Annotated in this window: 22 protein-coding genes, 1 pseudogene and 1 riboswitch; of the genes and pseudogenes, 8 read left to right on the plus strand and 15 right to left on the minus strand. The window is 60.8% G+C overall.

The genetic code is table 11. The features are described 5' to 3' along the window. Positions 1–117: 117 nt before the first annotated feature. Complete coding sequence (orn, locus tag E3O56_RS14245; RefSeq protein ID WP_005784217.1) at positions 118–660, minus strand: oligoribonuclease; 543 nt, start codon at positions 658–660, stop codon at positions 118–120. Between the two features lie 108 nt (positions 661–768). Here orn and rsgA point away from each other — a divergent pair, with 108 nt between their 5' ends. After that, on the plus strand, positions 769–1800 hold the full coding sequence (gene rsgA / locus E3O56_RS14250; protein ID WP_005784215.1) for a small ribosomal subunit biogenesis GTPase RsgA: 1032 nt from the start codon (positions 769–771) through the stop codon (positions 1798–1800). A gap of 240 nt (positions 1801–2040) precedes the next feature. After that, positions 2041–2250: a hypothetical protein gene (locus E3O56_RS14255; RefSeq protein WP_248128445.1), complete on the plus strand. Its 210-nt coding sequence runs from the start codon at positions 2041–2043 to the stop codon at positions 2248–2250. Between the two features lie 61 nt (positions 2251–2311). Here the strand turns inward: E3O56_RS14255 and motB are convergent, their stop codons facing one another. Together motB and motA are read right to left on the minus strand one after the other, a co-directional pair. Beyond that, complete coding sequence (gene motB, locus E3O56_RS14260; protein WP_032878216.1) at positions 2312–3331, minus strand: flagellar motor protein MotB; 1020 nt, start codon at positions 3329–3331, stop codon at positions 2312–2314. A gap of 3 nt (positions 3332–3334) precedes the next feature. Further along, positions 3335–4186: a flagellar motor stator protein MotA gene (motA, locus tag E3O56_RS14265; RefSeq protein WP_005784209.1), complete on the minus strand. Its 852-nt coding sequence runs from the start codon at positions 4184–4186 to the stop codon at positions 3335–3337. A gap of 166 nt (positions 4187–4352) precedes the next feature. On the opposite strand from motA, the gene E3O56_RS14270 reads away from it, so the two are divergent. The 3 genes from E3O56_RS14270 to asd are packed head-to-tail and all read left to right on the plus strand — an operon-like array spanning position 4353 to position 7637. Further along, on the plus strand, positions 4353–5888 hold the full coding sequence (locus E3O56_RS14270) for an HDOD domain-containing protein (RefSeq protein ID WP_248128446.1): 1536 nt from the start codon (positions 4353–4355) through the stop codon (positions 5886–5888). 57 nt (positions 5889–5945) lie between these two features. Continuing rightward, complete coding sequence (gene rhdA, locus E3O56_RS14275; protein ID WP_032878220.1) at positions 5946–6761, plus strand: thiosulfate sulfurtransferase; 816 nt, start codon at positions 5946–5948, stop codon at positions 6759–6761. Between the two features lie 15 nt (positions 6762–6776). Next, on the plus strand, positions 6777–7637 hold the full coding sequence (gene asd / locus E3O56_RS14280) for an archaetidylserine decarboxylase (RefSeq protein ID WP_032878223.1): 861 nt from the start codon (positions 6777–6779) through the stop codon (positions 7635–7637). A gap of 141 nt (positions 7638–7778) precedes the next feature. Here asd and serB read toward each other — a convergent pair whose 3' ends face one another. Continuing rightward, positions 7779–8993 carry a phosphoserine phosphatase SerB gene (serB, locus tag E3O56_RS14285; RefSeq protein ID WP_057702577.1) on the minus strand — a complete coding sequence of 405 codons (1215 nt, stop codon included), beginning with the start codon at positions 8991–8993 and terminating at the stop codon, positions 7779–7781. A 133-nt stretch (positions 8994–9126) separates the two neighbouring features. Between serB and E3O56_RS14290 the strand changes: the two genes are divergently transcribed. Next, the gene (locus E3O56_RS14290) at positions 9127–10662 is read left to right on the plus strand and encodes a HAMP domain-containing protein (protein ID WP_032878227.1); all 1536 of its coding nucleotides are present in this window, start codon (positions 9127–9129) and stop codon (positions 10660–10662) included. A gap of 116 nt (positions 10663–10778) precedes the next feature. On the opposite strand, the gene E3O56_RS14295 is transcribed toward E3O56_RS14290, so the two are convergent. The 8 genes from E3O56_RS14295 to E3O56_RS14330 form a co-directional block, all read right to left on the minus strand. Continuing rightward, entirely contained in the window at positions 10779–11492 is a 714-nt protein-coding gene (locus tag E3O56_RS14295; protein WP_005784196.1) for an ABC-type transport auxiliary lipoprotein family protein, read from the minus strand. Between the two features lie 173 nt (positions 11493–11665). Next, positions 11666–13930 (minus strand): DNA topoisomerase IV subunit A, encoded by a 2265-nt coding sequence (gene parC, locus E3O56_RS14300; protein WP_032878231.1) that lies wholly within the window; start codon positions 13928–13930, stop codon positions 11666–11668. A 73-nt stretch (positions 13931–14003) separates the two neighbouring features. Then, positions 14004–14999 (minus strand): esterase-like activity of phytase family protein, encoded by a 996-nt coding sequence (locus E3O56_RS14305; protein ID WP_248128447.1) that lies wholly within the window; start codon positions 14997–14999, stop codon positions 14004–14006. Further along, positions 14999–16903, minus strand: coding sequence for a DNA topoisomerase IV subunit B (gene parE, locus E3O56_RS14310; protein ID WP_005784190.1), 1905 nt, complete (start codon positions 16901–16903; stop codon positions 14999–15001). The genes E3O56_RS14305 and parE overlap by 1 nt, the downstream gene beginning before the upstream one ends. Before the next feature lie 46 nt (positions 16904–16949). Further along, positions 16950–17558 (minus strand): YqiA/YcfP family alpha/beta fold hydrolase, encoded by a 609-nt coding sequence (locus E3O56_RS14315; RefSeq protein ID WP_078820136.1) that lies wholly within the window; start codon positions 17556–17558, stop codon positions 16950–16952. Positions 17559–17699: 141 nt separating this feature from the next. Next, positions 17700–18512: a 3',5'-cyclic-AMP phosphodiesterase gene (cpdA, locus tag E3O56_RS14320; protein WP_078820182.1), complete on the minus strand. Its 813-nt coding sequence runs from the start codon at positions 18510–18512 to the stop codon at positions 17700–17702. 95 nt (positions 18513–18607) lie between these two features. Then, positions 18608–19057, minus strand: coding sequence for a DUF1249 domain-containing protein (locus tag E3O56_RS14325; RefSeq protein ID WP_003209507.1), 450 nt, complete (start codon positions 19055–19057; stop codon positions 18608–18610). Beyond that, positions 19048–19665, minus strand: coding sequence for an NUDIX domain-containing protein (locus E3O56_RS14330; RefSeq protein ID WP_248128448.1), 618 nt, complete (start codon positions 19663–19665; stop codon positions 19048–19050). The genes E3O56_RS14325 and E3O56_RS14330 overlap by 10 nt, the downstream gene beginning before the upstream one ends. A 205-nt stretch (positions 19666–19870) precedes the next feature. Here E3O56_RS14330 and E3O56_RS14335 point away from each other — a divergent pair, with 205 nt between their 5' ends. Beyond that, the gene (locus E3O56_RS14335) at positions 19871–20617 is read left to right on the plus strand and encodes an RsiV family protein (protein ID WP_248128449.1); all 747 of its coding nucleotides are present in this window, start codon (positions 19871–19873) and stop codon (positions 20615–20617) included. Here E3O56_RS14335 and E3O56_RS14340 read toward each other — a convergent pair. Together E3O56_RS14340 and thiC are read right to left on the minus strand one after the other, a co-directional pair. Continuing rightward, positions 20586–20927, minus strand: a pseudogene (locus E3O56_RS14340) (putative hydroxymethylpyrimidine transporter CytX); the annotation flags it as partial. The gene E3O56_RS14335 and the pseudogene E3O56_RS14340 sit on opposite strands and share 32 nt — an antisense overlap. Positions 20928–21153: 226 nt before the next feature. Continuing rightward, positions 21154–23058 (minus strand): phosphomethylpyrimidine synthase ThiC, encoded by a 1905-nt coding sequence (gene thiC / locus E3O56_RS14345; RefSeq protein ID WP_032878242.1) that lies wholly within the window; start codon positions 23056–23058, stop codon positions 21154–21156. Between the two features lie 149 nt (positions 23059–23207). Next, a riboswitch (TPP riboswitch) is annotated at positions 23208–23313 on the minus strand. A gap of 196 nt (positions 23314–23509) precedes the next feature. Here thiC and E3O56_RS14350 point away from each other — a divergent pair. Next, positions 23510–24949 carry a TolC family outer membrane protein gene (locus tag E3O56_RS14350; RefSeq protein WP_005784173.1) on the plus strand — a complete coding sequence of 480 codons (1440 nt, stop codon included), beginning with the start codon at positions 23510–23512 and terminating at the stop codon, positions 24947–24949. Positions 24950–25072: 123 nt separating this feature from the next. On the opposite strand, the gene waaA is transcribed toward E3O56_RS14350, so the two are convergent. After that, entirely contained in the window at positions 25073–26350 is a 1278-nt protein-coding gene (gene waaA / locus E3O56_RS14355) for a lipid IV(A) 3-deoxy-D-manno-octulosonic acid transferase (RefSeq protein WP_248128450.1), read from the minus strand. Positions 26351–26358: the final 8 nt, after the last annotated feature.

Below are 26358 nucleotides of genomic sequence, written 5' to 3' on the forward strand. Positions count from 1 at the left end.
CGATCCTTGCAGGGAGGCCGGCAGTCTAATCATTTGCTGATGGCACCAAAAGGGGGCAAACGCTCTCCAACACTTGGATTTGCAAACCCCTCCCACATGTTCAGCAGTCGCCCGTTTTCAAGCCTTGATGAAATGCTTGCGGTAATGCTGCAACTCGGCGATCGACTCACGAATATCATCCAGCGCCAGGTGCGTGCTGCCTTTATGGAAGCTGTCTTTGACTTCCGGCGCCCAACGCGCAGCCAGCTCTTTAAGCGTCGATACGTCCAGGTTGCGATAGTGGAAGTAGCTCTCCAGCGCCTTCATATGCGTATAAAGGAAGCGACGGTCCTGGCAGATGCTGTTGCCGCAGATCGGCGACTTGCCCTTGGGCACCCATTTTTCCAGGAATGCGATGGTTTCGGCTTCGGCTTCGGCCATGCTGATGCGGCTGTCGCGCACACGCTGGGTCAGCCCGGAGTTACCGTGGGTGCGGGTGTTCCACTCATCCATGGTGGCGAGCACGGCGTCGCTGTGGTGGATGGCGATCACCGGACCTTCGGCCAAGGTGTTGAGGTTGCTGTCGGTAACAATCGTCGCCATCTCGATGATGACGTCGCTGTCGGGGTTCAGACCGGTCATTTCCAGATCGATCCAAATCAGGTTCTGTGGGTTTTGCATGGCTTGATTCTCTTGGCACCTTGGCGTAGCTGCGCAGTTTAGCAGGCGGGGCCGTGCTAGACTCGCGACCGTTTTACCCAACTTTTGCATTATCGACACGGAACACCAATGGCCAAACGCCAGCTCAACCGTCGCCAAAACTGGCGCATCGAAAAGATTCAAGGTGAACGCGCAGCGCGTGCCGCCAAACGTGAATCCTCCGCCGTGGAAGCGCTCGAGGGCGGCGACCTGGGCCCCGAACAAACGGGCCTGGTGATCGCGCACTTTGGTGTGCAAGTCGAAGTCGAGGCGCTGGAAGGCGAACTCGCAGGCTCGGTGTCCCGTTGCCACCTGCGCGCCAACCTGCCTGCGCTGGTGACCGGCGACAAAGTCGTGTGGCGCGCCGGCAACCAGGGCATCGGCGTGATCGTCGCCCAGTTGCCGCGTAGCACCGAACTGCGTCGCCCCGACAGCCGTGGCCAGCTCAAGCCGGTGGCAGCCAACGTCGACATGATTGTGATCGTGTTCGCACCGTTGCCCGAGCCCCATGCCAACCTGATCGACCGCTACCTGGTCGCGGCCGAACACGCCGGCATCCGCCCGCTGTTGCTGTTGAACAAATTCGACCTGATCGACGAGCAAAACGCCCCGGCGCTCAATGCGTTGCTGGCGGTCTATCGCACCCTGGGCTACCCGGTGCTGGAAGTGTCGGCCCATCACGGCAACGGCATGGAACAGCTGCAACAGCAGCTGGACGGGCGCATCAGCGTGTTTGTCGGCCAGTCTGGCGTGGGCAAGTCATCGCTGGTCAACAGCCTGTTGCCGGAAGTCGATACCCGCGTGGGGCCGCTGTCGGAGCTTTCCGGCCAAGGCACCCACACCACCACCACTGCGAGGCTGTTCCACTTCCCCGGTGGCGGCGAGCTTATCGACTCCCCGGGTATTCGTGAATTCGGCTTGGGCCACGTCAGCCGCAGCGATGTGGAAGCGGGCTTTATCGAGTTCAACGACCTGATCGGCACCTGCCGCTTCCGCGACTGCAAACACGACCGCGAACCGGGCTGTGCATTGCTCAAGGCCCTGGAAGATGGCCGCGTGCAACAGCAGCGGATGAACAGCTATCGGTCGATTATTGCGAGCTTGCCTGAGAGCAGTTATTGACGGTCAATTTCTTGATACACATAAACCACGGCGCTGAACGCCCTAGCCCATTGATTTAACAGGAGCGGGAATCAAGAATCCGGATCAACTGGGTGGCTCATACACACAAGCCAGCTTGTATTCAGATTTCCTGATGCCCATAATTGCTCCGTCACCAGCGAAAGCTGGCAGGAGTCTGGATCCTTTTCGGGGTTGATCCAGCGGCGCAGAAGGGGCGAAGCAAGCTCCGCTGCGTGTCGAATGAAGCCGCCTTCGGGCGGCTTTGCTTTTTGTGGGGAATTAACATTGGCTCTCTACTATCACCCCAAACAAGGCGACGTGCTGCTGTGTGACTTCACACGAGGTTTTGTTACACCGGAAATGCTGAAAATCCGCAAGGTTGTCCCACGCCTGTGCGCCGACGACATGCGAGGCGTAGTTAATGGTGTCAAAGCCTACCTGCCACTCTGACCGCCAATGAAAACGCCCCGAATGATTCGGGGCGTTTTGGTTTCTGCTGTAGAGAGATAAGTTACGAGGCCGGCGCAGGCACCGTAGGATCCTTCATCCCACCGTCATCAAACAGGTTCAGCTTCTGCCGCAACTCATGGGCCGGCAGTGGTTCCTGCTCAGGCGGCAGTGCGTTGGGGTCGGCCGGCACTTCGCCAGGGGCACCATCGCCCTGAGTCGGTACCGGTGGCGGTGGCTGGTCGCCTTCAATCGCACGCTGGGCTTTTTTGGTCAGCACCACGATATCGATACGGCGGTTGACCGGGTTGAACGGGTCTTTGGGATCAAATAACTGCGATGAGGCAAAGCCCACCACCCGTGCCACTTGTGGGTCCGGATAGCTGCCGGCCACCAGCGCACGGCGGGCGGCGTTGGCGCGGTTGGCCGAGAGTTCCCAGTTGCCGAAGTCGCCCTGGCCCGCGTAGGGCTTGGCGTCGGTATGGCCGCTGATGCTGATCTTGTTCGGTACCGCCTTGATGGTGTCGGCCATGGCCAGCAGGATGTCTTCAAAGTACGGCTTCAAGCGCGCACTGCCGGAATCGAACATCGGCCGGTTGGCGGCGTCCGTGATCTGGATGCGCAGCCCTTCGGGCGTGATCTCGAACGAAATCTGGTCCTTGAACTTCAGCAGTTGCGGGTTTTCCTCAACCTTGGTCTGCAACTCCTGCAGCAACAGTTCCAGGCGTTCCTGCTCGACCTGCTCGGCCATGGTTTCGACGGTATCGCGCTCAATCGGGATTTTTTCCTGGGGCGACTCAGTTTGCACTTCCGGGTTGATGGTGCGCTCTGGCGCCAGTTGCGGTGAACCGCCCAGATCGATGACAAATGGCGTACCGCTTTCCGAAAAGCCAATCGGGTCTTTGAAGTAACCGGCGATGGCGATCTTCTGTTCCGGTGTGGCGGTGGACATCAGCCACAGCACCAGGAAGAACGCCATCATCGCCGTGGCAAAGTCGGCAAACGCGATTTTCCAGGCACCACCATGGTGCCCCGCAGCGAAGCGCTTGACGCGCTTGATGATGATCGGCTGGTTGTTTTCCATGGCTTAGCGACCGCGAACCGCTTGTTCCAGCTCGGAGAAACTTGGGCGATGCTTGGGGTACAGCACCTTGCGCCCGAACTCCACGGCCAGCGATGGCGGCATCCCCGATGCTGATGCCACCAGGCACGCCTTGATCGCTTCGTAGAGGTTGACCTCTTCCTTGGCATCGTGGGCCAGGGAAGTAGCGAGCGGGCCGAAGAAGCCATAGGCCGCGAGAATACCGAAGAAGGTACCCACCAGCGCCGCACCCACGTGCATGCCGATGGCCGCTTGATCGCCCTCGCCCAAGGACGCCATGGTCACCACGATACCCAGCACCGCCGCGACAATGCCGAAACCGGGCATGCCATCGGCGATGCCGGTCACGGCATGGGAAGGATGCTCCAGCTCTTCCTTGAGGCTGAACAACTCCATGTCGAACAGGCCTTCCAGCTCGTGGGGAGCCATGTTGCCGGAGGACATGATGCGCAGGTAGTCACAGATATAAGCGGTCATGCGCTCATCTTTGAGCACGGCCGGGTACTTGGCGAAAATCGGGCTGGCGGCGGCGTCTTCGATGTCGCCTTCGATCGCCATCATGCCTTCGCGGCGGCTCTTGTTGAGGATCTCGTAGATCAGCCCCAGCACTTCCAGATAGAAGGTGTGGGAAAAACGCGAACTGAACATGCCCAGCGATTTCTTGATCACGTGCATGGTCATGTAGCCGGGGTTGGCCTGCAAGAATGCGCCAAACGCGGCGCCGCCGATGATCAGCACTTCGAAAGGTTGGATCAATGCGGCGATTTTACCGTGGGAGAGGACGTACCCTCCGAGCACACTTGCGATGACGACAATGATGCCGATAATTTTAGCCATAGGAGATGGGTACTTGCGCCGTCGGGTTCATGGACATAGTGGGTGCAGCAGAAAACTCTTGTTCTACTTATCGGCAAAACTGCGCCAGACTATAGCCCGTTAAGGCGAAAAGCCAATTCGGCCCGTTCCGGGTGTGTTGAACACAAGTGATGATCGCGCCCCAATCATGGCAATCGAAACGACAGTCCCAACGAACCGCCCCACCACCCTCGCCGCTTGGATCAAGCGCCTGGACGACGTGCTGCTGCCCGTTCCCCAGGCCAACCATGAGCGCGTGTGCAAAGCCATCCGCGACAGTCGCAGTTCATTGCGAGATATTGCCGAGCTGATGCAAAACAGCCCGGCGCTGGTGCTGAGCGTGATGCGCGAGGCCAACAGCCAAGCCCATGGGAGCCTGGCCGAGCCCGCCGAAAACCTCGAAGTAGCGCTTAACCGTCTCGGCCTCAAACGTGCCGAGGAGTTGCTGGCACGCCTACCTTCGGTGCCGGCTGGAGAAATCCCAGCCGCATTGCGCCAACTGCTGCTGGTCAGCCAGCACGCGTCCCAGCAAGCCAGCGGCTTGTTCGGCAGTCGCCTGGCGCGGCTATGGCAGGACATCCACTGGGGCAGCCTGCTGTTTCTGTCGCCACTGTGGCCGATGGCCGTCGCCTACCCCAAGCTTTTGGAGGAATGGGAGCTGCGGGTGATTCACAAGGGCCAGTCGGCGCGCCAGGTCGAGCAGGAACTGTTCGGTGTGCGCTTGCTGGACCTGTGCCTGGGCCTGACCGAAGCCTGGCACCTGCCGATCTGGGTTTCGCAGGGCTACAAGCTGCTGCTGGCCGAGCAACGCCTGCTGGTCAAGGCGCTGCACATTGCCCGCGAAGACGACGCCTTGCGCCACCAGCAATTGCTCGACGCCGACCCCAACCTGCGCCGCTGGCTGAACCAGCCAGCCAATACCGTGTTGCTGGCCAACGGCCTGGCGATGTCCGCCCAGGAATCCTGGACCTGCCCGCACACCGAACGCTGGCAATACCTCACCGCGCTATACCTGCAAGTGCCCTTGAGTGATGTGCAACAACAGGCGCACCAGCAGGCAGTCACGAGCGCCCGCACCACCTTGATGCCCGACCTCTGGCACCCGGCGCTGTCGCTGATCTGGCCGTGGCATGTGCAAAAAGTCCATCGCGGCTTGTTGCCCGCGCCGCCGCCCACGGCTGAAGCCCTGGCCGTATGGCGCACTCATTGCACCGAGTTGCTGGTCGAGCCGAGCCGCTTTGCCAACGCCATGCACCTGACCACCTGCGCCAAGCACGCCTTGGTTGCCAGTGGCATGCAGCGGGTGTTGTTGTTCATGGCCGATCGCGCCCTGAGCACCCTGCGCGTGCATCAGGCCGACGGTTTGCCCAGGGACGCCGCGCACCTGAGCCTGGATGTGGTCAACAGCACATTGCTGCAACGCCTTCTGGAAAAGTCCGCTCAGGTGCGTCTGACCCCCGACAACCATGCGCAGTTTTCCGCCCTGCTGCCGCCTATCCTGCGTCGCCTGTTTACGGGCGAGCACTTGCTGCTGCGTTCGCTGAGCTGCAATGGCCGCGTGGTGATGCTGGTAGTGGCGGACCAAGGCGGCGGACCATTCTCGGAAACCACCGTGCAGGCGTTCGGCAAAACCGCCCAATGCATCGAAAAAGCCCTGCACAGCTTTACCAACCGCAGCGCCTGATGCTTGCGCTACAATCAGCGGCCTTTATCACCAACATTTGTGCCCAGGAGACCTCACATGCCTGACTTCTCTGGCTTGCCGCTGGTGATCGAATCCAGTGACCTGCTCGCTCAACTGGATGCCGAGCACTTGATTCTGGTGGACCTCACCAGTGCCGCCCGCTACGCCGAAGGGCATATCCCCGGCGCGCATTTTGTTGACCCCAAGCGCACCCAACTGGGCCAGCCACCGGCACCCGGCTTGCTGCCGAGCAAGGCCGACCTGGAAAAACTGTTCGGCGAACTGGGCCACACCCCGGACGCGACCTACGTGGTCTATGACGACGAAGGCGGCGGCTGGGCCGGACGCTTTATCTGGATGCTCGACGTGATCGGTCACCAGAAATATCACTACCTCGACGGCGGCCTGCTGGCATGGCTGGAGGAAAAGTACCCACTCTCCATCGAAGTGCCCGCGCCGGCAGGCGGCCCCGTCAGCCTCACGTTGCACGATGGCCCCACGGCTACCCGTGAGTACCTGCAAAGCCGTCTCGGCGCGGCCGACCTGGGCGTCTGGGATGCCCGCGGCCCGCTGGAATATTCCGGCGAAAAAGTGCTCGCCGCCAAGGGGGGCCATATTCCCGGCGCGGTGAATTTCGAATGGACCGCCGGCATGGACAAGGCGCGCAACCTGCGCATCCGTCGCGACATGCCACAGGTCCTCGAAGAGCTCGGGCTGACCCGCGATAAAGAAATCATTACCCACTGCCAGACTCACCACCGCTCTGGCTTCACCTACCTGGTGGCCAAGGCGCTCGGTTATCCACGAGTCAAAGGCTATGCCGGTTCCTGGGGCGAATGGGGCAACCACCCCGACACCCCCGTTGAGATTTAAGGTTTAAGGACAGTTATGAAAAAGCAGTTGTTTATCCTCAGCCAGTACTTGCTGCCACACCACTTGCTCTCGCGCCTGGCCGGCTGCATTGCCGAGTGCCGCGTGCGCTGGTTCAAGAACGCCTTCACCGCCTGGTTCGCCAAGCGCTATCAAGTGGACATGTCCCAGGCCCTGGTTGAAGACCTGAGCGCCTATGAGCATTTCAACGCGTTCTTCACCCGCGCCTTGAAAGACGGCGCCCGCCCGCTCGACCAGACTCCCGGTGCCGTGCTGAGCCCGGCCGATGGCGCCGTCAGCCAGCTAGGCCCTATCGAACATGGCCGTGTGTTCCAGGCCAAGGGCCACAGCTTCAGCGTGCTGGAATTGCTCGGTGGCGACGCGGCGCTGGCTGCACCGTTCATGGGAGGCGATTTTGCGACTATTTACCTGTCACCCAAAGACTACCACCGGGTGCACATGCCACTGGCCGGCACCTTGCGTGAGATGGTCTATGTGCCAGGTCGGATTTTCTCGGTCAACCAGACCACCGCCGAAAACGTACCGGAGCTGTTTGCGCGCAACGAGCGGGTTGTATGCCTGTTTGACACCGAGCGCGGCCCGATGGCCGTGGTGTTGGTGGGTGCGATGATCGTCGCGTCGATTGAGACGGTGTGGGCCGGGTTGGTAACGCCGCCCAAGCGCGAGCTGAAAACCTTCCGCTACGACGAAGCCGCACGTGCGCCGATTCATTTGGAAAAAGGTGCGGAGCTGGGCCGTTTCAAGCTGGGCTCGACCGCCATCGTGCTGTTCGGGCCGGATCAGGTGAAGTGGGCTGAAGAACTGGCAGCGGGTACGCCAGTGCAGATGGGCCAGGGTATCGCATTGCCGAAAGCCTGATATTGCTGGTGACATCCTATGTGGGAGCCGGGCTTGCCCGCGATAGCGGAGTGTCAGTCAACACATCATTGACTGAACTGCCGCTATCGCGGGCAAGCCCGGCTCCCACATTTTTGACTGTATTTCTACAGTGAGATCGGCTTATAACTGACCGTCGCGGTCGCGCAAGCCCAGCAGATACAACACGCCATCGAGCCCCAGCGTTGAAATCGCCTGTTTGGCCGACTGCTTGACCAACGGCTTGGCGCGAAACGCCACACCCAATCCTGCAATCGCCAGCATCGGCAAGTCATTGGCGCCGTCGCCGACCGCAATGGTCTGCTCCAGACGCAAGCCTTCCTTGTGCGCCAATTCCTTGAGCAGGTCGGCCTTGCGCTGCGCATCGACAATCGGCTCGACGGCCACGCCGGTCACTTTGCCGTCCACCACTTCCAGCTCGTTGGCGAACACGTAGTCAATGCCCAACTTCGCCTGCAACTGCTTGGCGAAGTAGGTGAAGCCGCCCGACAGGATGGCGGTCTTGTAGCCCAGGCGCTTGAGTTCGGCGAACAGGGTTTCGGCGCCTTCCGTCAGGCGCAGGGATGCGCCGATGGAGTCCAGCACGCTCACGTCCAGGCCCTTGAGCAACGCCAGGCGCTCCTTGAAGCTGGCACGGAAATCCAGCTCACCGGCCATCGCCCGCTCGGTAATCTCGCTGACTTGCTCGCCGACTCCCGCTGCCTTGGCCAGTTCGTCGATGACTTCGGCTTCGATCAGGGTGGAGTCCATGTCGAACACCGCCAAACGACGGTTGCGACGGAACAGCGAATCTTCCTGGAAGGCGATATCGACATTCAACTCCTGGGCCACGCTCAGGAATTCGGCCCGCAGCGCTTGCGCGTCAGCCGGTTCACCGCGCACAGAAAACTCGATGCAGCCCTTGCCTTTGTCGGCTGGGGTGTCCAAGGGCATACGACCCGACAGACGGTCAATGTGGTCGATATTCAATCCGTAGTGGGCCGTGATCGAGCTGACACGCTGCAATTGTTCAGCCGTTACCTTGCGAGTAAGCAACGTCACGATATGGCGTTTTTTGCCCTGGCCTTCTACCCAGTGCTGGTAATCGGCTTCGGACACGGGGGTGAAACGCACCTGTTGATCCAGCTTATAGGCCGTAAACAGGATGTCCTTGAGTACCGACGAAGCCTGTTCGGTGCTGGGGATCTCCACCAGGATGCCGAACGACAGGGTGTCGTGGATCACCGCCTGACCGATGTCGAGGATGTTCACACCACCCTGGGCCAGGACGCCGGTAATGGCCGCGGTGAGACCCGGCCGGTCTTCACCCGTGATGTTGATCAGGACAATTTCGCGCAAAGCGCACCCCCAGGCTGGAAAAAAACCGCATTCTACCCACTTTCAGTGACCATCGGGCACAGCCAGTGCTTTGCCGGTCATGGGCCTGTCGCTATACTGCGCGTCAACTTCACGGACCAAGAGCCGAGCGCAAGTGAACCGGCCCACGCCAGTAAAAACCGATAACTTCTTCCTGCTGATCTTCCGGGCACTGCGCCACCGCCGTGTACCGATCGCATTACGCATCGCCAGCCATAACGTGATCCTGGTCGCCTTGGCCCTGGTAATCTACGCCTGCGTGATGGGTTTGCAGTTCAAGCAGGCCATGCATGAGCAAGCCGACGCCCTGGGTGCGAGCCTGACGACCCAGACGGCCACCTCGGCGACTGAGTTGCTGGTGTCCAACGACATCCTCAGCCTCAACGTGCTGCTCAACAACCTGACCAAGAACCCGCTGGTAGCTCACGCCGCCATTTATAGCGTGGACAACCGGATCATGGCCGAAGCCGGGCAGCGCCCGAAGAACGGCTTGCTGGGTGAAGCCGAGGGCCTCTACCAGAGCAATATCACCTTTCAGGATGTGAAAGCCGGCCAACTGCGTATCAGCCTCGACATGCAGCAGTTCCAGCAGCCGATGACCATCAGCCTGCAAAGCATGGGTATCTTGAGCGCGATCCTGCTGGCCCTGGCCCTGGCCTTGAGCCTGCGCCTGGGGAGGCATATCTCCACACCGCTGATGCAACTGCGTATCTGGCTGCGGGATATCGACGAACACACCCCGGCCACTGATCGCCAGGATGAAATCGGCGACCTCGCGCGCCAGCTCCATACCAGCTTCGCTCCGGAGCCGAAAGCGCCTGAAGTCGAACCGGAACCCGAATACGACGATACCGACGACTACAGCGATGAGCCTGAGTTTGAAGTACGCGACCTGCGCGACCCGGGCTTTGACGAAAGCGCTCCGGTGGCCGGCCTCAAGCCTGCACCGCGCCATGTGGTCAAGGCCGAGGAAGACGAACTCGACGAGGAAGACCCCTTCGCCGACCTGCGCGATACCTCGGCCGTGGCCCCGGCCGCTGCGACAAAACCCGTTGCGGTGGTCAGAAATACCGAGCCGCAGCACAGTGCAGTACTCGCCGTGCAACTGGGCTCCCAGGAGCAGCTGCGCCGCCTGCCTCGTGCCCGGCTGACCGAACTGCTCGAACGCTACCGTGATTGTCTCGACCAGGCCGCCTCGCTGTACCAGAGCGAGCTGCACACGCTGAACGATGGCAGCACCCTGATGCTGTTCCACAGCGAAGACAGCGGCGAAGACTACCTGACCAATGCAATTTGCTGCGGCGAATTGCTGCGCGCGCTGGGCCATGCCCTGCAGATCGAAGTGGCCGACAGCGGCATTACCCTGCAATTGCAGCTTGGCTTGACCGTGGGTGATGACCTGTTCGGCATGAGCCAGATCGACCTGCTGCTCACCGAAATCGCCCAGGATGCCCTGGCCCTGTCCCAACACAGCCGCAACCTGCTGCTGGTGGAACGCAAGATCAGTGAAGACACGCTGATCCGCCAACGCGCACGTATCCGTCCGATTGCCAGCCCTGAAGGGGCCAGTTGCGTAGAGCGGCTGATGGAACCGTACCCCTCGATGCTCGAACGCCAGCTGGCGCGGATGCATGAGACCCGCAAGCCCTGAAATACCTACTGTGGAGTGATTCCCGCTCCCACAGTTGATCCTCAACATGACTCAAATCCTGCGCAAACAAAAAGGCCCGCTTATTCAGCGGGCCTTTTGTTTGGCTGCGATTCAGATCAGAACCTGAACACTTCCAGATCGGTACGAATCGGCGTAGCCATCGGCATCTTCGGCTTTTCCGGGGCTGCCGGTTTGGCTTGGGCTGGGGCCTGTTTACGCGGCTGCACCTCGGCAATCGGCGGCTGGTTCGCCAATGGCTTGAGCGCCACCGACAACTGCTGCGCCAAGTGCTGCAACAGCACACCCTGGGCCTGGACCTGAGAAGCGGTGGTGCCGGTATGTTCTTCCTGCAGGTGCACGATGCGGTTATCCCGTACTTGTCCGCGACGGTCGATCAGGCGCCACTGTGCATCCAGAATCGCCGGTTGCGATTTGCCGGAGTCGAGCCGCGTAATCGTCAGCAGCACCTGCACATCCGGAGTGAATCCCGATGGCCCTGGTGCCAGGACCACACGCTGGCTATCCAACTGCCCTGCAACCTGACGCAACATCAGTTGATTGATATCGGACGACAAGCTGCCCGCCCAACGACCATCAGTGGAACCTTGAAGGCTGCCGTCGTTCTGACGTTGCAGCAGGGTTTCGCGTTGCAGGTAATCGGCAACGACTACCGGACCGAGCAATACCGCCATGCCAGCCGTTTGGGCTGGCTGAGCCGGGCTACCGCTGTCCAGCTGGTACAGCGACACCGGTTGGTGCGTGCTGCAACCCGCCAGCCCCAAAAGGCCAGCGAGCATCAAAAATAGAGGAAGGCGTGGAGCAGTCATCATCCCATCCAAGTGGCTGCCACAAGGCGAACCACAATGTAATACTAAAAATAACCTGAACACGCTCGGCCACGCCGGCGCTGGAAAGGCCATATCATCCGTGAATATGCGCCATGACTCCAGCGCGAAAGCATCGATCTACAGGTTAAATCGTAGATCGAGTGCTCTAGTACGCCTTAAACCGGCGTTTCTACCAACAAGGCATCCACTCGCTGGAAACCTCTAGGCAGTTTGTTACCGCGTCGACCACGCTCGCCCTTGTAGTGTTCAAGGTCGTCTGGGCGCAATGACAACGTGCGCTTGCCGGCCTGGAGCACCAGGGTAGAGCCTTCCGGGACCACGGCGATGTCTGTTACGTACTCTTCGCGACTGGCCACCCGGTCACCGGGGATCCCGATAATCTTGTTGCCCTTGCCTTTGCCCAACTGCGGCAGATCGCTGATCTTGAACACCAGCAAACGCCCTTCGGTGGTCACCGAAGCCAACCAGTTGCTTTCACGATCATCCACCGGCCTTGGCAGGATCACCTTGGCGTTGTTCGGCAGGCTCAACAGCGCCTTGCCCGCCTTGTTCTTGGCTTGCAGGTCTTCACCCTTGACCACGAAACCGTAACCAGCGTCAGAGGCGATGACGTACAGCGAATCATCGTCCGGCAGCAGCACGCACTCGAAATTCGCCCCCGGTGGCGGCGTGAGGCGTCCGGTCAACGGCTCGCCCTGCCCCCGTGCGGACGGCAGGGTGTGGGCCGGCACCGAATAACTCCGCCCGGTCGAGTCGATAAACACCGCGAACTGATTGGAGCGCCCGGCGGCGGCGGTCTTGAAGCCATCACCGGCTTTGTACGAAAGGCCGGTGGCGTCAATATCATGCCCTTTGGCGGAACGAACCCAACCCTTTTCCGACAAAACGACGGTAATTTTCTCGTTAGGCAACAACTCAGTTTCTGTCAGAGCCTTGGCTTCAGCACGCTCGACGATCGGCGAACGACGGTCGTCGCCATAGGTTTCGGCGTCTTTGATCAGCTCACTGCGTACCAGCTTCTTGAGCTTGGCTTCGCTGCCCAGCAGCGCTTGCAGCTTGGCTTGTTCCTTGAGCAACGCGTCTTGCTCGTCACGCAGCTTCATTTCTTCCAGGCGTGCCAATTGGCGCAAGCGCGTATCGAGGATGTAGTCAGCCTGGATTTCGCTCAGCTCGAAACGCGCAATCAACTCGGCTTTCGGGTGCTCGGCGGTGCGGATGATATGGATCACTTCATCCAGGTTGAGGTAGGCAATCAGCAAGCCGTCCAACAGATGCAGGCGGCGCTCGACCTTGTCGAGGCGAAACTGCAGGCGGCGGCGCACGGTCTGTACGCGAAATTCCAGCCACTCCACCAGCAGGTTGCGCAGGTTCTTCAACTGCGGCTTGCCATCCAGGCCGATGATGTTGACGTTGACCCGGTAGCTGGACTCCAGGTCGGTGCTGGCGAACAGATGCTGCATCAGCACTTCATGATCGACCCGGCTGTTGGTCGGGATGATCACGATACGGCACGGGTTCTCGTGGTCGGACTCATCACGCAGGTCGGCAACCTGGGGCAGTTTCGACGGCTTGGCCTGCATCAACGCGGCAATCTGCTCCAGCACCTTGGCACCGGACACCTGGTGCGGCAGCGCGGTGACAATAATGTCGCCATCTTCGATATGGTACACGGCGCGCATACGCACCGAGCCCTTGCCGGTTTCGTACATCTTCAGCAGGTCGGCGCGCGGCGTGATGATTTCCGCTTCGGTCGGGTAATCCGGGCCCTGGATATGTTCACACAACTGCTCGACCGTGGCCTTGGGCTCGTCCAGCAGGCGCACGCAGGCAGTGGCAACTTCGCGCAGGTTATGCGGCGGCACATCAGTGGCCATACCAACGGCGATACCGGTGGTGCCATTGAGCAGGATATTCGGCAAACGTGCTGGCAATACCAGGGGTTCGTCGAGGGTGCCGTCAAAGTTCGGCCCCCAGTTCGCCGTGCCCTGGCCCAGCTCGCTGAGCAGCACTTCGGAATAACGCGACAGCCGCGCTTCGGTGTAACGCATGGCGGCGAAGGACTTGGGATCATCCGGCGCACCCCAGTTGCCCTGCCCGTCCACCAGCGTATAGCGATAGCTGAATGGCTGGGCCATCAGCACCATGGCTTCATAACACGCCGAATCGCCGTGGGGGTGGAACTTGCCGAGTACGTCACCGACGGTACGCGCCGACTTCTTGTGCTTGGAATCAGCGTCCAGGCCCAGCTCACTCATGGCGTAGATGATGCGCCGTTGCACGGGCTTAAGGCCGTCGCCGATATGCGGCAGGGCACGGTCCATGATCACGTACATGGAGTAGTTGAGGTAGGCATTTTCGGTGAAGTCAGCCAGCGACCGGCGCTCTACGCCATCTAAGCTGTCTGCGAGGATGTCACTCATGCGGGCCTCATCATTGTTGGGTAACGCGCAGCGGAACTGCCGCTGCGCCGGGTCAATTGAAAAAACGGCTGGCTCATGGCTGGGCGCTCCAGCCACCGGCAGGGGCGGCGAAACGATAGACCACGGGGCGTTTTTCACCATCGGCGCGGGGGCCGAAATTGTTGTCTATACCGATCCATGCACCGTCGGCGTCCAACAGCAGGGCTTCGGCCAGGCCGTAAGGCTGTGGATAACGCCGCTGCGGCGTCAGGGTCTCTTCAGCAAACGACCAACACAGCTCAACCTTGGCCGTGACTGTGTCGCGTCGGCAAATCTGGAACGCATTGCGCTCCAGGGTAAACAGCTTGCCATTGAACAGCGCCAGGTCGGCAAAGTCATTGGACACTGCCTTGGCGTTGGTAAACTGCGCCGGTTGCACTTCCTGCCCGGCCTCGCTCAACAACACGCACCGGCCATCGCAATCCCATACGCTCTGCCCGCGCTTGATCGAGATCAGGCCGCGACGCTCACGCTCGGCGGCCAGCCAGATCTGGTTGCCTTCGGGGTTCACCGCCAGGCCCTCGAACAAGGCATTGAAGTGCAGCAACATGCCACTGGCCCGCGCCTCACGCACCATGCCCGGGGCGATTTTCAACCACTCGGGCGCGCCCGTCGCAGGTACCTGCAGCACTGCAGCATGGGCTTCGCTGACAATGTAGCGGTTACCTGCGGCATCACAGCTGATGCCCTCGAAATCCAGGTCACCACCGCGAATGAACGACGCGGCCTTGGTGCGTGAACGCAGCCCCCAGGGCAAACCCGACTCGGGCACGGGCGGCACGTCAATCTTCAGAGCTTCGGCGTTCCAGGTCGGTGCACGGGTATCCAGGCGGTAGATCTGATCATCATCGCGGTCGGAAACCGTCCACAGTTCTGCGCCACACAACGCCAGGCCCGACAGGTTACCGCCGCGCATGCCGTCCACCGGGTGCTCGGATACCAGCTGCAGCTCTGCCACGCCGGCGGCAAACACGTGGGGAGTTGCCAGTGCGCTCAACATCAGCATCGCCAGGGCGAAGCCTGTGCGCATCAGCCCAGAACCTCGGCCAGGTTGCCCTTGGATTCCAGCCAGGCTTTGCGATCCGGCGCACGCTTCTTCGCCAGCAGCATGTCCATCATTTCCGAGGTGCCGGCGAAATCTTCCAGGGTCAGTTGCACCAGGCGCCGGGTATTGGGGTCCATGGTGGTTTCGCGCAACTGCGGCGGGTTCATTTCACCCAGGCCCTTGAATCGCGTGACCTGTGGCTTGCCGCGTTTTTTCTCGGCCACCAGCCGATCAAGGATGCCATCGCGCTCGGCTTCGTCCAGGGCGTAGAAAATCTCCTTGCCCAAATCGATGCGGTACAGCGGCGGCATGGCGACGTAGACGTGACCGGCATCCACCAATGGGCGGAAATGCTGCACGAACAAGGCGCACAACAACGTAGCAATGTGCAGGCCGTCGGAGTCGGCGTCGGCGAGGATGCAGATCTTGCCGTAGCGCAGCTGGCTCATGTCCGCCGCGCCAGGGTCGACACCGATAGCGACAGCGATATTGTGCACTTCCTGGCTGGCGAGCACTTCGCTGCCGTCGACTTCCCAGGTGTTGAGGATCTTGCCGCGCAACGGCAGGATCGCCTGGAACTCTTTGTCCCGCGCTTGTTTGGCGGAACCGCCGGCAGAGTCACCTTCCACCAGGAACAGCTCGGAACGCATCGGGTCCTGCCCGGCGCAGTCGGCCAGTTTGCCGGGCAATGCCGGGCCCTGGGTGATGCGCTTGCGCTCGACTTTCTTGCTGGCCTTCAGGCGACGACCGGCGTTGTTGATCGCCAGCTCCGCCAGGGCCAGGCCCAGTTCCGGGTGCTCGTTGAGCCACAGGCTGAAGGCATCCTTGACCACACCGGAGACAAATGCCGCCGCCTCACGGGACGACAGGCGCTCTTTGGTCTGGCCGGAGAATTGCGGCTCCTGCATCTTCATCGACAGCACGAACGCGATGCGCTCCCACACGTCTTCCGGCGCCAGCTTCACGCCGCGCGGCAACAGGCTGCGGTATTCGCAGAATTCGCGCATGGCATCCAGCAAGCCTTGGCGCAAACCATTGACGTGGGTGCCGCCCTGGGCGGTGGGGATCAGGTTGACGTAGCTTTCCTGTACGCTGTCGCCACCTTCGGGCAACCACAGCAGGGCCCAGTCGACGGCTTCCTTATTACCCGCCAGGCTGCCGCAGAACGGCTCGTTGGGCAGGCGTTCGAAGTCGCTGACGGAGTCTTCCAGGTAGGAGCGCAGGCCATCTTCGTAATGCCATTCGACCTTCTCGCCGGTGCCTTTGTCTTCAAAGCTGACCAGCAGGCCGGGGCACAATACGGCCTTGGCCTTGAGCACATGCTTGAGGCGGCTGATGGAGAATTTCGGCGAATCGAAGTATTTGGGGTCCGGGGCGAAGTACACGCTGGTGCCGGTGTTGCGCTTGCCAACGGTGCCAACCACTTCCAGGTCGGTGGCTTTATAGCCATCGGCGAAGGTCATCTGGTACTCGTTACCGTCGCGCTTGACCTTGACCCGCACTTGCGTCGACAGGGCGTTGACCACCGAAATACCCACGCCGTGCAAACCACCGGAGAACTGGTAGTTCTTGTTGGAGAACTTGCCGCCGGCGTGCAGTTTGGTGAGGATCAGCTCGACGCCCGACACGCCCTCTTCCGGGTGAATGTCCACCGGCATGCCGCGACCATCGTCGGACACTTCAAGGGAGTGATCGGCATGGAGGATGACTTGTACCGACTTCGCGTGCCCGGCCAAGGCTTCGTCGACGCTGTTGTCGATGACTTCCTGGGCAAGGTGGTTCGGCCGGCTGGTGTCGGTGTACATGCCGGGGCGTTTGCGCACCGGGTCGAGGCCCGAGAGGACTTCGATGGCGTCGGCGTTATAAGAGCTAGCGCTGGGAGTGGCCATGGGGTCTCGTCGTGAGTCGTTCGATTAAAAAGTGACCTGCGATTTTTTACAGTGACGAAAAATCGAAGGATTGATACTGATCTGCGCCAATGCCGGCAAAACTCAACAAGGCCGGCAGTTGCTCGGCGAACCCTTGGTAACCATGATCGCCACCGGCCTGGATGCGCAAGGCACAGGCTCGGTAATACGCTTGGGCGAGGCGATAATCCAGGGTTTCGTCCCCGGTCTGCAACCACACCTGATACCGCCCTGCATCCTGCGGCGCCGGTACTTCCAGCTCGGCCAGCGCTGCGACGTGATCATGGGTCAACTCCCAGGTCTCATCGGTGTAGAGGTTCTTCTGGGTGCCCAGGTAACCGTCGAACATCCGATGGGGGCTGACCGCCGGGTTGACCAGCAGCGCCTTCAGGCCATGGCGTTCGGCAAGATGGGTTGCATAGTAGCCGCCGAGTGAGCTGCCGACCAGCAGCGGCCGCCCCAGTTGGTCAATGGCCTGCTCCAATTGCAGAATCGCCTGACGCGGGTGGTGATGCAGGGCCGGCACACGCAAACGGTCGGACAGGCCAAGCTTGCCCATTACGGTGATCAACTGGCTGGCCTTGTTGGAGGCTGGCGCACTGTTGAAGCCGTGGATATACAGGATCGAAGCGGACATGCCGGGCTCTCCGTGCTTGGGCCAAAGAGGCGCAGTTTACAGGGATCGGAGTGAGGTGTGAGCACCCGATCTTCCAGACACCGCAGAACCCATGTGGGAGGGGGCTTGCTCCCTCCCACATTTGATCAGTGTTTGCAGGTCTTAATAGCCGTTGCTGCCGTAGTCGACGGTAAACGCGAAGTCCCGAAGCCGCTCTACCCCCGTCTCCAACCGCCCGTCGGCATACAGGCGCAGCCAGCGATACCCCGGCGCTTGCTCGCTGACCTGGAAATCCTCGCTGCCCGGCTCGAACTGGATGCAGGTAGACGGTGAGGCCAGCAACCGCACGCCGTTGCGCTCGCGGTCGATTTCCTGATGCACATGCCCCCAGAGCAGCGCCTTGACCTGCGGGAAGCGGTCAAGCACGGCAAACAGCGCCTCGGGATTGCGCAGGCCGATCGGCTCCATCCACGCACAGCCGATGGACACTGGATGATGGTGCAAGCACACAAGATGATGGCGGCTGGGCGCCTCGCTCAGGGCCTGGGCAAGCAATTGCAGTTGCGAATCCTGCAGGTAACCGGGCACCGAACCCGGTACCGCGGAGTCCAGCAGGGTTATGCGCCAGTTGCCCACGTCCACCACGGGCTCGAGCAAGTCGCTTTGCACAGCGGCCTCGGCCATGACCTGCGGCTCGTCATGATTACCCGGGATCCAGCGCGCCGGCGCACCGATGGGCGCGGTCATGTTCCGAAATAGCTGGTACGACGCCAGTGTGCCGTCCTGGGACAAGTCGCCCGTCGCCAGCACCAGGTCAATACGCGGCTGTTGCTCGTGCACCAAGTCGATCACGCTTTGCAAGCTTGCACGGGTGTTCATGCCCAGCAGCGTACCGCCCGCTTCGGCAAACAGATGGCTGTCGGACAATTGCACCAACAACGCAGCATCAGGGTTCATGGTGGGTACGCGAGGCAAGGCGCTCTCCCTGGCAATCACAGGCATGGATAATTTGACGATTATGCTAGGGCAGGACTCAAAGAGGAAACCTGAGAAACAGGCTCAATTCACATCTAGCGCACCACTTCGAACTCATGGCCCAGGGCCAGGCAGTGGCTCAGCCATTCACCGAGGAACACATTGAGCTGTGCTTTCTCATCGGGTTGGTGCATGAACACATTCGGGTAAGGATAGATGCTGCGAAAGCGTCGCGCATGTTCGGCACTGATCACTTCGGCCATACGTGCGTCGTGGTACACCTGCACTTCAAGTTGCGGCACCGGCAGCCAGGGCAGGCTGTGTTCCTGGCGTACGCGCAGGGTGGTGGTGTACGGGCAATTGACGATGACTTCCAGGGTCAGCACACCAAGCATCTGGTCGCCATGGGTCACGGCGATACGCCGCGCCTCGGGAGTGTGGCGCATGTCGGGAAGCAGGCGCATCAGCCGCGCATAATTGGCCTCGCAGGCGGCTTGCAGCCCGATCAGGTCAACTCGATAACGTTCCCGTGCCTTTACTGCCATAGCCCCCTCACTTCCGCGCGGTTAAGCGCAAGCCATTGCAGGGCGATGATGCTGGCTGCATTGGAAATTTTGCCGTCGCGCACCGCTTGCAGGGCGTCTTCGAATGCCCAGACGGTGACGCGGATATCTTCTGCCTCTTCTTCCAATCCATGGATGCCACCAGCACCCGTGCCGTCGCAACGGCCCAGGTACAGGTGGACAAATTCGGTACTGCCGCCGGGCGACGGGAAGTACTTGGTGATCGGCCACAGCGCGGAGAACGTCAACCCAGCTTCCTCCTCGGCCTCGCGGTGTGCAACCTCCTCCGGTTGCTCATCCTTGTCAATCAGGCCGGCGACCATCTCTACCAACCACGGGTTGCCGGCGCGGCCCATGGCGCCCACGCGGAACTGTTCGATCAGCACCACCTCGTCACGTTGCGGGTCGTAGGGCAGCACGCACACAGCGTCATGGCGAACGAAGACTTCGCGGCTGATCACGCGGCTCATGCCACCGTCGAATTTCTCGTGGCGCAGTTGCACGTGATCGAGCTTGTAGAAGCCCTGGTAGCTATTGTCGCGCTGAACGATCTCGATCTTGTTCGGCGTGGACTTCGCGGTGCCCGTCATGTGTTTCCTCTCTTTGACAAGGAGTGTGCTTGTGCAATTGGCGCCATCCTAACGCGCCGTTGCCCGTTGATGCAGCCCCTTTCCGGTTGCCGGGACCGGCGGCGGACGTCAAACTCTCCCCCATCAGTCTAGTGGCGAACTGACTGCCTTGTTGGCAGTCCAAGCGCTACTCTTTTCGCTTTCCATCGATTTACGAAGGACACACATGTCGCTTTTCAAAATCGCCTCCATGGCCTGTATTGCCTTGACCCTGGGTGCTTGCCAGAGCCTGTTCCAACCCGGCCAGCTCAAGCCGCTGGACGTCACGACCGACAAGTCGGAACAGATCAAGCCTGGCTGTGATAGCCCGGACTGCCCACTGGTGAACATCGATACCGTGCACTTCCCCGCCGACCCGCAACTCGACAGCCTGGTGGAACAGCGCCTGCTGCAGATGACCCGCACTACGCCTGGCGCCAGTGTGCCTGCCACGCTCAATGCCTATCGAGACAAGTTCCTGCGCGAATCCGCGGACCGCCACAGCATGTATCTGCAAGCCAAGGTACGCGAGCAACATGACGCACTGGTGATCGTTGAAGTGTCCAGCTACCTCGACACCGGCGTCGCTCATGGTGAGCCGGGCCGTGGTTTCATCAACTATTCACGCCTGCTGCACAAGGAGTTGAGCCTGGCCGACATGTTGCTGCCGGGCCAGGAGCAGGCATTCTGGAACACCGCGAAAGTTGCGCATAACAGTTGGTTGATCAACACCAAGATGGACCGCGATCCGGAGTTCCTGAAGAACTGGCCATTCCAGAAAACCCCGAACGTGGCCTTGACCAGTGGTGGCGTAGTACTCAAGTACAACGTTGCGACCATCGCCCCTTACGCACAGGGGCTGATCGAAATTACCATCCCCTATACGCGCCTCACGGGTGTGATCAAGCCTGAACTGATGCCTTCACGCCACTAACCCGGCCCAGAATCAACTGCAACAGCCCTGCCAGCAGCAATGCCGGCAGGGTCGCACCGACCACGCCGAACAGCGGCGCAAACACTGAGCCGATCAGCAGCAGGAAGTTCTGGTATTGCGCCAAGGGTGCAAAACAGGCAATCAAGGTACAGACCAGGCCAATGGCCAACGCCAGGTGCTCGACTTTCATACGCAACAGCATCCCACTGGACACCGCCGCCGAGTGAATATCGGCAAAGGCGTTTTCCGACTCATCGAGCAGAATCAACAGCAGCGGAATGCCGAGCCCGGCGCCCGCCAGTGCCAGCAGCCAAATCCCCCATTTGCGCAGGATTTGCCGTACAAACGTCAGCGGGCCACTGACCGCCCAAGGGTGTGATCTCTAAGGGGCACTTGTTGTTTGGGAGATCGCTATCGCGGGCAAGCCCGCTCCCACAGGGGACCGGCTGTGGACACAAAAATTGTCTACAACTCGATCAACTGTGGGAGCCGGGCTTGCCCGCGATGACGGCCGTGCAGGCACCGCCGACTCGGGATCAGACCTTCTTGTAGAGCTGACTGCCTTCGCGCTTGAACCGCTCCGCCTGCTCGGCCAACCCCTTGGCCACGTCCACATCCACCGCTTCAATACGCTGGTTGGCCGCATACTCACGCACTTCGTGAGTCACCTTCATCGAACAGAATTTCGGCCCGCACATGGAGCAGAAATGCGCCACCTTGGCCGACTCCTTCGGCAGCGTTTCGTCGTGAAACGCCCGTGCGGTGTCTGGGTCCAGGCCGAGATTGAACTGGTCTTCCCAACGGAATTCGAAGCGTGCCTTGCTCAAGGCGTTATCGCGAATCTGCGCACCCGGATGGCCCTTGGCAAGGTCTGCGGCGTGTGCGGCGATCTTGTAGGTGATGATCCCGGTCTTCACATCATCCTTGTTCGGCAAACCCAGGTGTTCCTTGGGCGTGACGTAGCAGAGCATGGCGCATCCGAACCAGCCGATCATCGCCGCGCCGATACCTGAAGTGATGTGATCGTAGCCCGGCGCGATGTCGGTGGTCAGCGGGCCGAGGGTGTAGAACGGCGCCTCGTCGCAGCACTCCAGTTGCTTGTCCATGTTCTCCTTGATCAACTGCATCGGCACATGGCCGGGGCCTTCGATCATGGTCTGCACGTCGTGCTTCCAGGCGATCTTGGTCAACTCGCCCAGGGTTTCCAGCTCGCCGAATTGCGCAGCGTCGTTGGCATCGGCCACCGAACCCGGGCGCAGGCCGTCCCCCAGGGAGAAGCTGACGTCATAGGCCTTCATGATTTCGCAGATTTCTTCGAAATGCGTGTAGGCGAAGTTTTCCTTGTGGTGGGCCAGGCACCACTTGGCCATGATCGCGCCGCCACGGCTGACAATGCCGGTCACGCGGTTGGCAGTCAGCGGTACGTAACGCAGCAACACGCCGGCGTGGATGGTGAAATAGTCCACACCCTGCTCGGCTTGCTCGATCAGGGTGTCGCGGAACAACTCCCAGGTCAGGTCCTCGGCCACGCCGTCGACTTTTTCCAGGGCCTGGTAGATCGGCACGGTGCCAATTGGTACGGGCGAGTTACGGATGATCCATTCGCGGGTTTCGTGAATATGTTTGCCGGTGGACAAGTCCATGATGTTGTCCGAACCCCAGCGGATCCCCCAGGTCATTTTCGCCACTTCTTCTTCAATGGACGAACCCAAGGCGCTGTTGCCGATATTGCCGTTGATCTTCACCAGGAAGTTACGGCCGATGATCATCGGTTCCAGCTCGGTGTGGTTGATGTTGGCCGGGATAATTGCGCGGCCGCGGGCGATTTCTTCGCGCACGAATTCAGGCGTGATGATTTTCGGAATGCTGGCACCAAAGCTGTGCCCGGCATGTTGTTGCTTGAGCAGGCCGGCTGCACGGGCTTCTTCGAGCTTCATGTTTTCGCGGATGGCCACGTATTCCATCTCGGGCGTAATGATGCCTTTTCGTGCGTAGTGCATCTGGCTGACGTTGGCACCGGCCTTCGCCCGACGCGGGTTTTGCAGGTGGGCAAAGCGCAGGTAGGCCAGGTCCGGGTTATCCAGGCGTTCCTGGCCGTATTTGGAACTCAGGCAGGACAACCGCTCGGTATCGCCACGCTCTTCGATCCACGGCGAGCGCACATCAGCCAGGCCTTTGCGCACATCGATGATGACGTTGGGGTCGGTATAGGGGCCGGAGGTGTCGTAAACCACCACAGGGGCGTTGATTTCGCCGCCAAACTCGGTGGGGGTCACATCCAGGCTGATTTCCCGCATCGGTACGCGGATGTCGGGGCGCGAGCCCTGCACGTAGATTTTCTGCGAGCGGGTAAACGGCTGCACGGAGCCGGAGTCGACCTTGGCCGATTCACTCAGGTGCACAGTATTTTTTGGTTTTGTACTTTTTATCTCAGTGCTCATCACGGGCTCTCCAACTGATCCAGGCGGTGGATTTTTGTCGGAGCGAACCTGTGACGGATGGACGCACTGAAATCAGTGCTGTGCTTGGCGCACGAGGGCTGTTCGATTGTCGAACAACATCCCGGACGAAGCACAAGAGGACTCGCCGGGTGACGAGAAATCTTGTTCCCTACGCAGGCGCTAACCTGATCAGGTTCAACGGGATCCGGTATTTACCGATCTCAGCCTTCCAACAAGGCACCCCGACAAGAACGCGGCCAGTCTAGACCATGGCGTGGGCAAATTGCCAATAGCGGTGCATTCAGCGTGATGAATGGCGTGATCGTGGGATTGTTGTGCGCAGGTCCGGCAACTACACTCGGGCACTGCTTCAAGGCTTGACGCCAGGAATGGCCAGCCTTAGCCTTGAGCGCTAAATTATTGCCGTAATATTTAAATTAGGGATCGCCTCATGCTGCGCAAACTTTCACTGGCTCTTGCCGTGTCTTGTGCGACCAACGGACTGGTCTGGGCAGCTGAAGCGCCCTTGTCCACCAACACCGATCTGGTCAGCGTTTATCAGGAAGCGGCGAGCAACAACGCCGACCTGGCCGCTGCCCGCGCTCAATATGGCGCGCAAAAAGAGGTGGTGCCCCAGGCGCGCGCAGGCTTGCTGCCGAACCTGTCGGCCGGCGCCGACAGTAACAATGTGCGCACCCAGATCGACCAGCCCGCCGCCACGGCCAACCGTGACGCCCACTCCTGGCGCGCTACCCTGAGCCAGCCGCTGTTCCGCGCCGATCGCTGGTTCCAGTTGCAAGCTGCCGAAGCCGTCAACGAGCAAGCCTCGCTGCAACTGTCGGCCAGTGAGCAGAACCTGATTTTGCAAAGTGCCGAGAGCTACTTCGCCGTGCTCCGTGCCCAGGACAACCTGGCGTCGACCAAGGCCGAAGAAAATGCCTTCAAGCGTCAGCTCGACCAGTCCAATGAGCGCTTCGATGTGGGCCTGTCGGACAAGACCGACGTGCTGCAATCCCAGGCCAGCTACGACACCGCCCGGGCCAACCGCATCGTGGCCCAGCGCCAGGTAGACGACGCTTTCGAAGCGCTGATTACCCTGACCAACCGCCAATACAACTCGATCCAGGGCATCGTCCATACGCTGCCGGTGCTGCCGCCGGCGCCGAACGACGCCAAGGCCTGGGTCGAAACCGCCGGGCGTCAGAACCTCAATCTGCTGGCCAGCAATTACGCCGTGACCGCCGCCGAAGAAACCCTCAGGCAGCGCAAGGCCGGCCACTTGCCGACACTCGATGCGGTCGCGCAATACGAAAAAGGCGACAACGACGCCCTGGGGTTCAGCAACCCGAATCAGTTGCCTATCCCGTACGGTGGCGATGTGTCGCAACGCACCATCGGCCTGCGTTTGAACATCCCGATCTACAGCGGCGGCCTCACCAGTTCGCAAGTGCGCGAATCCTATTCACGCCTCGACCAGTCCGAGCAACAGCGCGAGGGCCTGCGCCGCCAGGTGGTGGAAAACACCCGCAACCTGCACCGTGCAGTGAACACCGACGTGGAGCAGGTGCAGGCACGCCGCCAGTCGATCATTTCCAACCAGAGCGCGGTAGAAGCCACGGAAATCGGTTATCAGGTGGGCACGCGCAACATCGTCGATGTGCTGGACTCACAGCGCCAGTTGTATGCGTCAGTGCGTAACTACAACAACAGCCGCTACGACTACATCCTCGACAACCTGCGCTTGAAACAGGCCGCGGGCACCCTGAACCCAGGGGACCTGCAAGACCTGGCGCGCTACCTCAAGGCCGACTACAACCCGGACAAGGACTTCCTGCCGCCGGACCTGGCCAAGGCCGCTGCCGAACAGCTCAAAGCCCGCCCGGGATATTAAATACACCGCCAAACCAATGTGGGAGGGGGCTTGCTCCCGATAGCGCTGTGTCAGTCGCCCAATAGGTTGGCTGACCCACTGCCATCGGGAGCAAGCCCCCTCCCACATTTGATGGGCGCTGGGTCAGTGAGCGATCAATCTTTCCAAACCGTCCAAAAGGCGTTTTAACGCACCCTGGTTGGCCTGCATCACTTTCAACCCCGCCTGCGCCATCCTGCGCGCATCCTGCGGCAGTTCGAACAATTGGCGCACCGCTTCGGCCAAACCGTCTGCATCATCCACCTCTCGCAACGCCCCGGCGTCGCGCATCATCGTGCTGATTTCGAGGAAGTTGAACAGGTGCGGCCCCATGATCACAGGCTTACCCAAAGCCGCCGGCTCCAGCGGGTTGTGCCCGCCGGTCGGCACTAGGCTGCCGCCCACAAAGGCACTGTCGGCCAGGGCGTAGAGAAACAGCAGCTCACCCATGGTATCGCCGAGCAGCACCGAGGTTTGCTCGGTGACCGGCTCACCGCTGGAGCGACGCACCGTGGCAAACCCTTGTTGCACACTCAGCTCGAACATCGGGCCGAAGCGCTCCTGGTGGCGCGGCACCAGAATCAGCAACGCGTTGGGATAGCTCGCCAGCAATTGGCGATGGGCAGCCAACACCACTTCGTCTTCACCTTCATGGGTACTGGCGGCGATCCACACTGGCCGGTCGCTGGCGCCCCACTGTTCACGCAGGTCAGCGGCGCGGACCGTCAATTGGGGGTCGATGGTCAGGTCGAATTTGATCGAGCCAGTCACCTCCACCGTTTCAGGCCGTGCGCCCAGACTGCGAAAGCGCTCCGCCTCGGTTTGCGTCTGCACGGCGAACAGGCTCATTTGCGCCAGCATCGGCGCCGTCAGCTTGGCGAACCGGGCGTAGCCCTTGGCCGAACGCGCCGACAACCGTGCATTGGCCAGCGCGACCGGGATACCGCGTTGAGCGCAGGCATGGATATGGTTGGGCCATAGCTCGGTTTCCATGATCACCGCCAGCTTGGGCTGCACACGGTCGAGAAAACGCTTGGCGGCGCAAGGCAAGTCGTAGGGCAAGTAGCAATGCTGGATGCGCGGCTCATTGGCGAACAACGCCTGGATACGCTCGGAACCGGTAGGCGTCATGCAGGTGACAGTGATCGGCAGTTGCGGATACCGCGCCAGCAAAGCGCGAATCATCGGCGCGGCGGCAATGCTTTCGCCCACCGAAACGGCGTGCACCCAGATGCCGCCGGGGCGCATCACCGGCAAGCCATAGGAAAACCGTTCGCCCACACGCTTGGCATAGGCCGGTGCCTTGCGCGCGCGCAGCCATAAACGTAAGGCCACCAACGGCAGCGCCAGGTAAAACAGACAGCTGTAGAGAGTTCTATTCATGGCGGCGG

The sequence above is a fragment of the Pseudomonas sp. W2Aug9 genome, from assembly GCF_023127755.1.
GTDB classification, from domain to species: Bacteria; Pseudomonadota; Gammaproteobacteria; order Pseudomonadales; family Pseudomonadaceae; genus Aquipseudomonas; species Aquipseudomonas synxantha_A.

What these genes read in the sequence shown, in the direction of transcription:
- orn (WP_005784217.1), bottom strand. Translation starts at nt 660, where the DNA reads ATGCAAAACCCACAGAACCTGATTTGGATCGATCTGGAAATGACCGGT.
- rsgA (WP_005784215.1), top strand. Translation starts at nt 769, where the DNA reads ATGGCCAAACGCCAGCTCAACCGTCGCCAAAACTGGCGCATCGAAAAG.
- E3O56_RS14255 (WP_248128445.1), top strand. Translation starts at nt 2,041, where the DNA reads ATGAAGCCGCCTTCGGGCGGCTTTGCTTTTTGTGGGGAATTAACATTG.
- motB (WP_032878216.1), bottom strand. Translation starts at nt 3,331, where the DNA reads ATGGAAAACAACCAGCCGATCATCATCAAGCGCGTCAAGCGCTTCGCT.
- motA (WP_005784209.1), bottom strand. Translation starts at nt 4,186, where the DNA reads ATGGCTAAAATTATCGGCATCATTGTCGTCATCGCAAGTGTGCTCGGA.
- E3O56_RS14270 (WP_248128446.1), top strand. Translation starts at nt 4,353, where the DNA reads ATGGCAATCGAAACGACAGTCCCAACGAACCGCCCCACCACCCTCGCC.
- rhdA (WP_032878220.1), top strand. Translation starts at nt 5,946, where the DNA reads ATGCCTGACTTCTCTGGCTTGCCGCTGGTGATCGAATCCAGTGACCTG.
- asd (WP_032878223.1), top strand. Translation starts at nt 6,777, where the DNA reads ATGAAAAAGCAGTTGTTTATCCTCAGCCAGTACTTGCTGCCACACCAC.
- E3O56_RS14295 (WP_005784196.1), bottom strand. Translation starts at nt 11,492, where the DNA reads ATGATGACTGCTCCACGCCTTCCTCTATTTTTGATGCTCGCTGGCCTT.
- parC (WP_032878231.1), bottom strand. Translation starts at nt 13,930, where the DNA reads ATGAGTGACATCCTCGCAGACAGCTTAGATGGCGTAGAGCGCCGGTCG.
- E3O56_RS14305 (WP_248128447.1), bottom strand. Translation starts at nt 14,999, where the DNA reads ATGCGCACAGGCTTCGCCCTGGCGATGCTGATGTTGAGCGCACTGGCA.
- parE (WP_005784190.1), bottom strand. Translation starts at nt 16,903, where the DNA reads ATGGCCACTCCCAGCGCTAGCTCTTATAACGCCGACGCCATCGAAGTC.
- E3O56_RS14315 (WP_078820136.1), bottom strand. Translation starts at nt 17,558, where the DNA reads ATGTCCGCTTCGATCCTGTATATCCACGGCTTCAACAGTGCGCCAGCC.
- E3O56_RS14325 (WP_003209507.1), bottom strand. Translation starts at nt 19,057, where the DNA reads ATGGCAGTAAAGGCACGGGAACGTTATCGAGTTGACCTGATCGGGCTG.
- E3O56_RS14330 (WP_248128448.1), bottom strand. Translation starts at nt 19,665, where the DNA reads ATGACGGGCACCGCGAAGTCCACGCCGAACAAGATCGAGATCGTTCAG.
- E3O56_RS14335 (WP_248128449.1), top strand. Translation starts at nt 19,871, where the DNA reads ATGTCGCTTTTCAAAATCGCCTCCATGGCCTGTATTGCCTTGACCCTG.
- thiC (WP_032878242.1), bottom strand. Translation starts at nt 23,058, where the DNA reads ATGAGCACTGAGATAAAAAGTACAAAACCAAAAAATACTGTGCACCTG.
- E3O56_RS14350 (WP_005784173.1), top strand. Translation starts at nt 23,510, where the DNA reads ATGCTGCGCAAACTTTCACTGGCTCTTGCCGTGTCTTGTGCGACCAAC.
- waaA (WP_248128450.1), bottom strand. Translation starts at nt 26,350, where the DNA reads ATGAATAGAACTCTCTACAGCTGTCTGTTTTACCTGGCGCTGCCGTTG.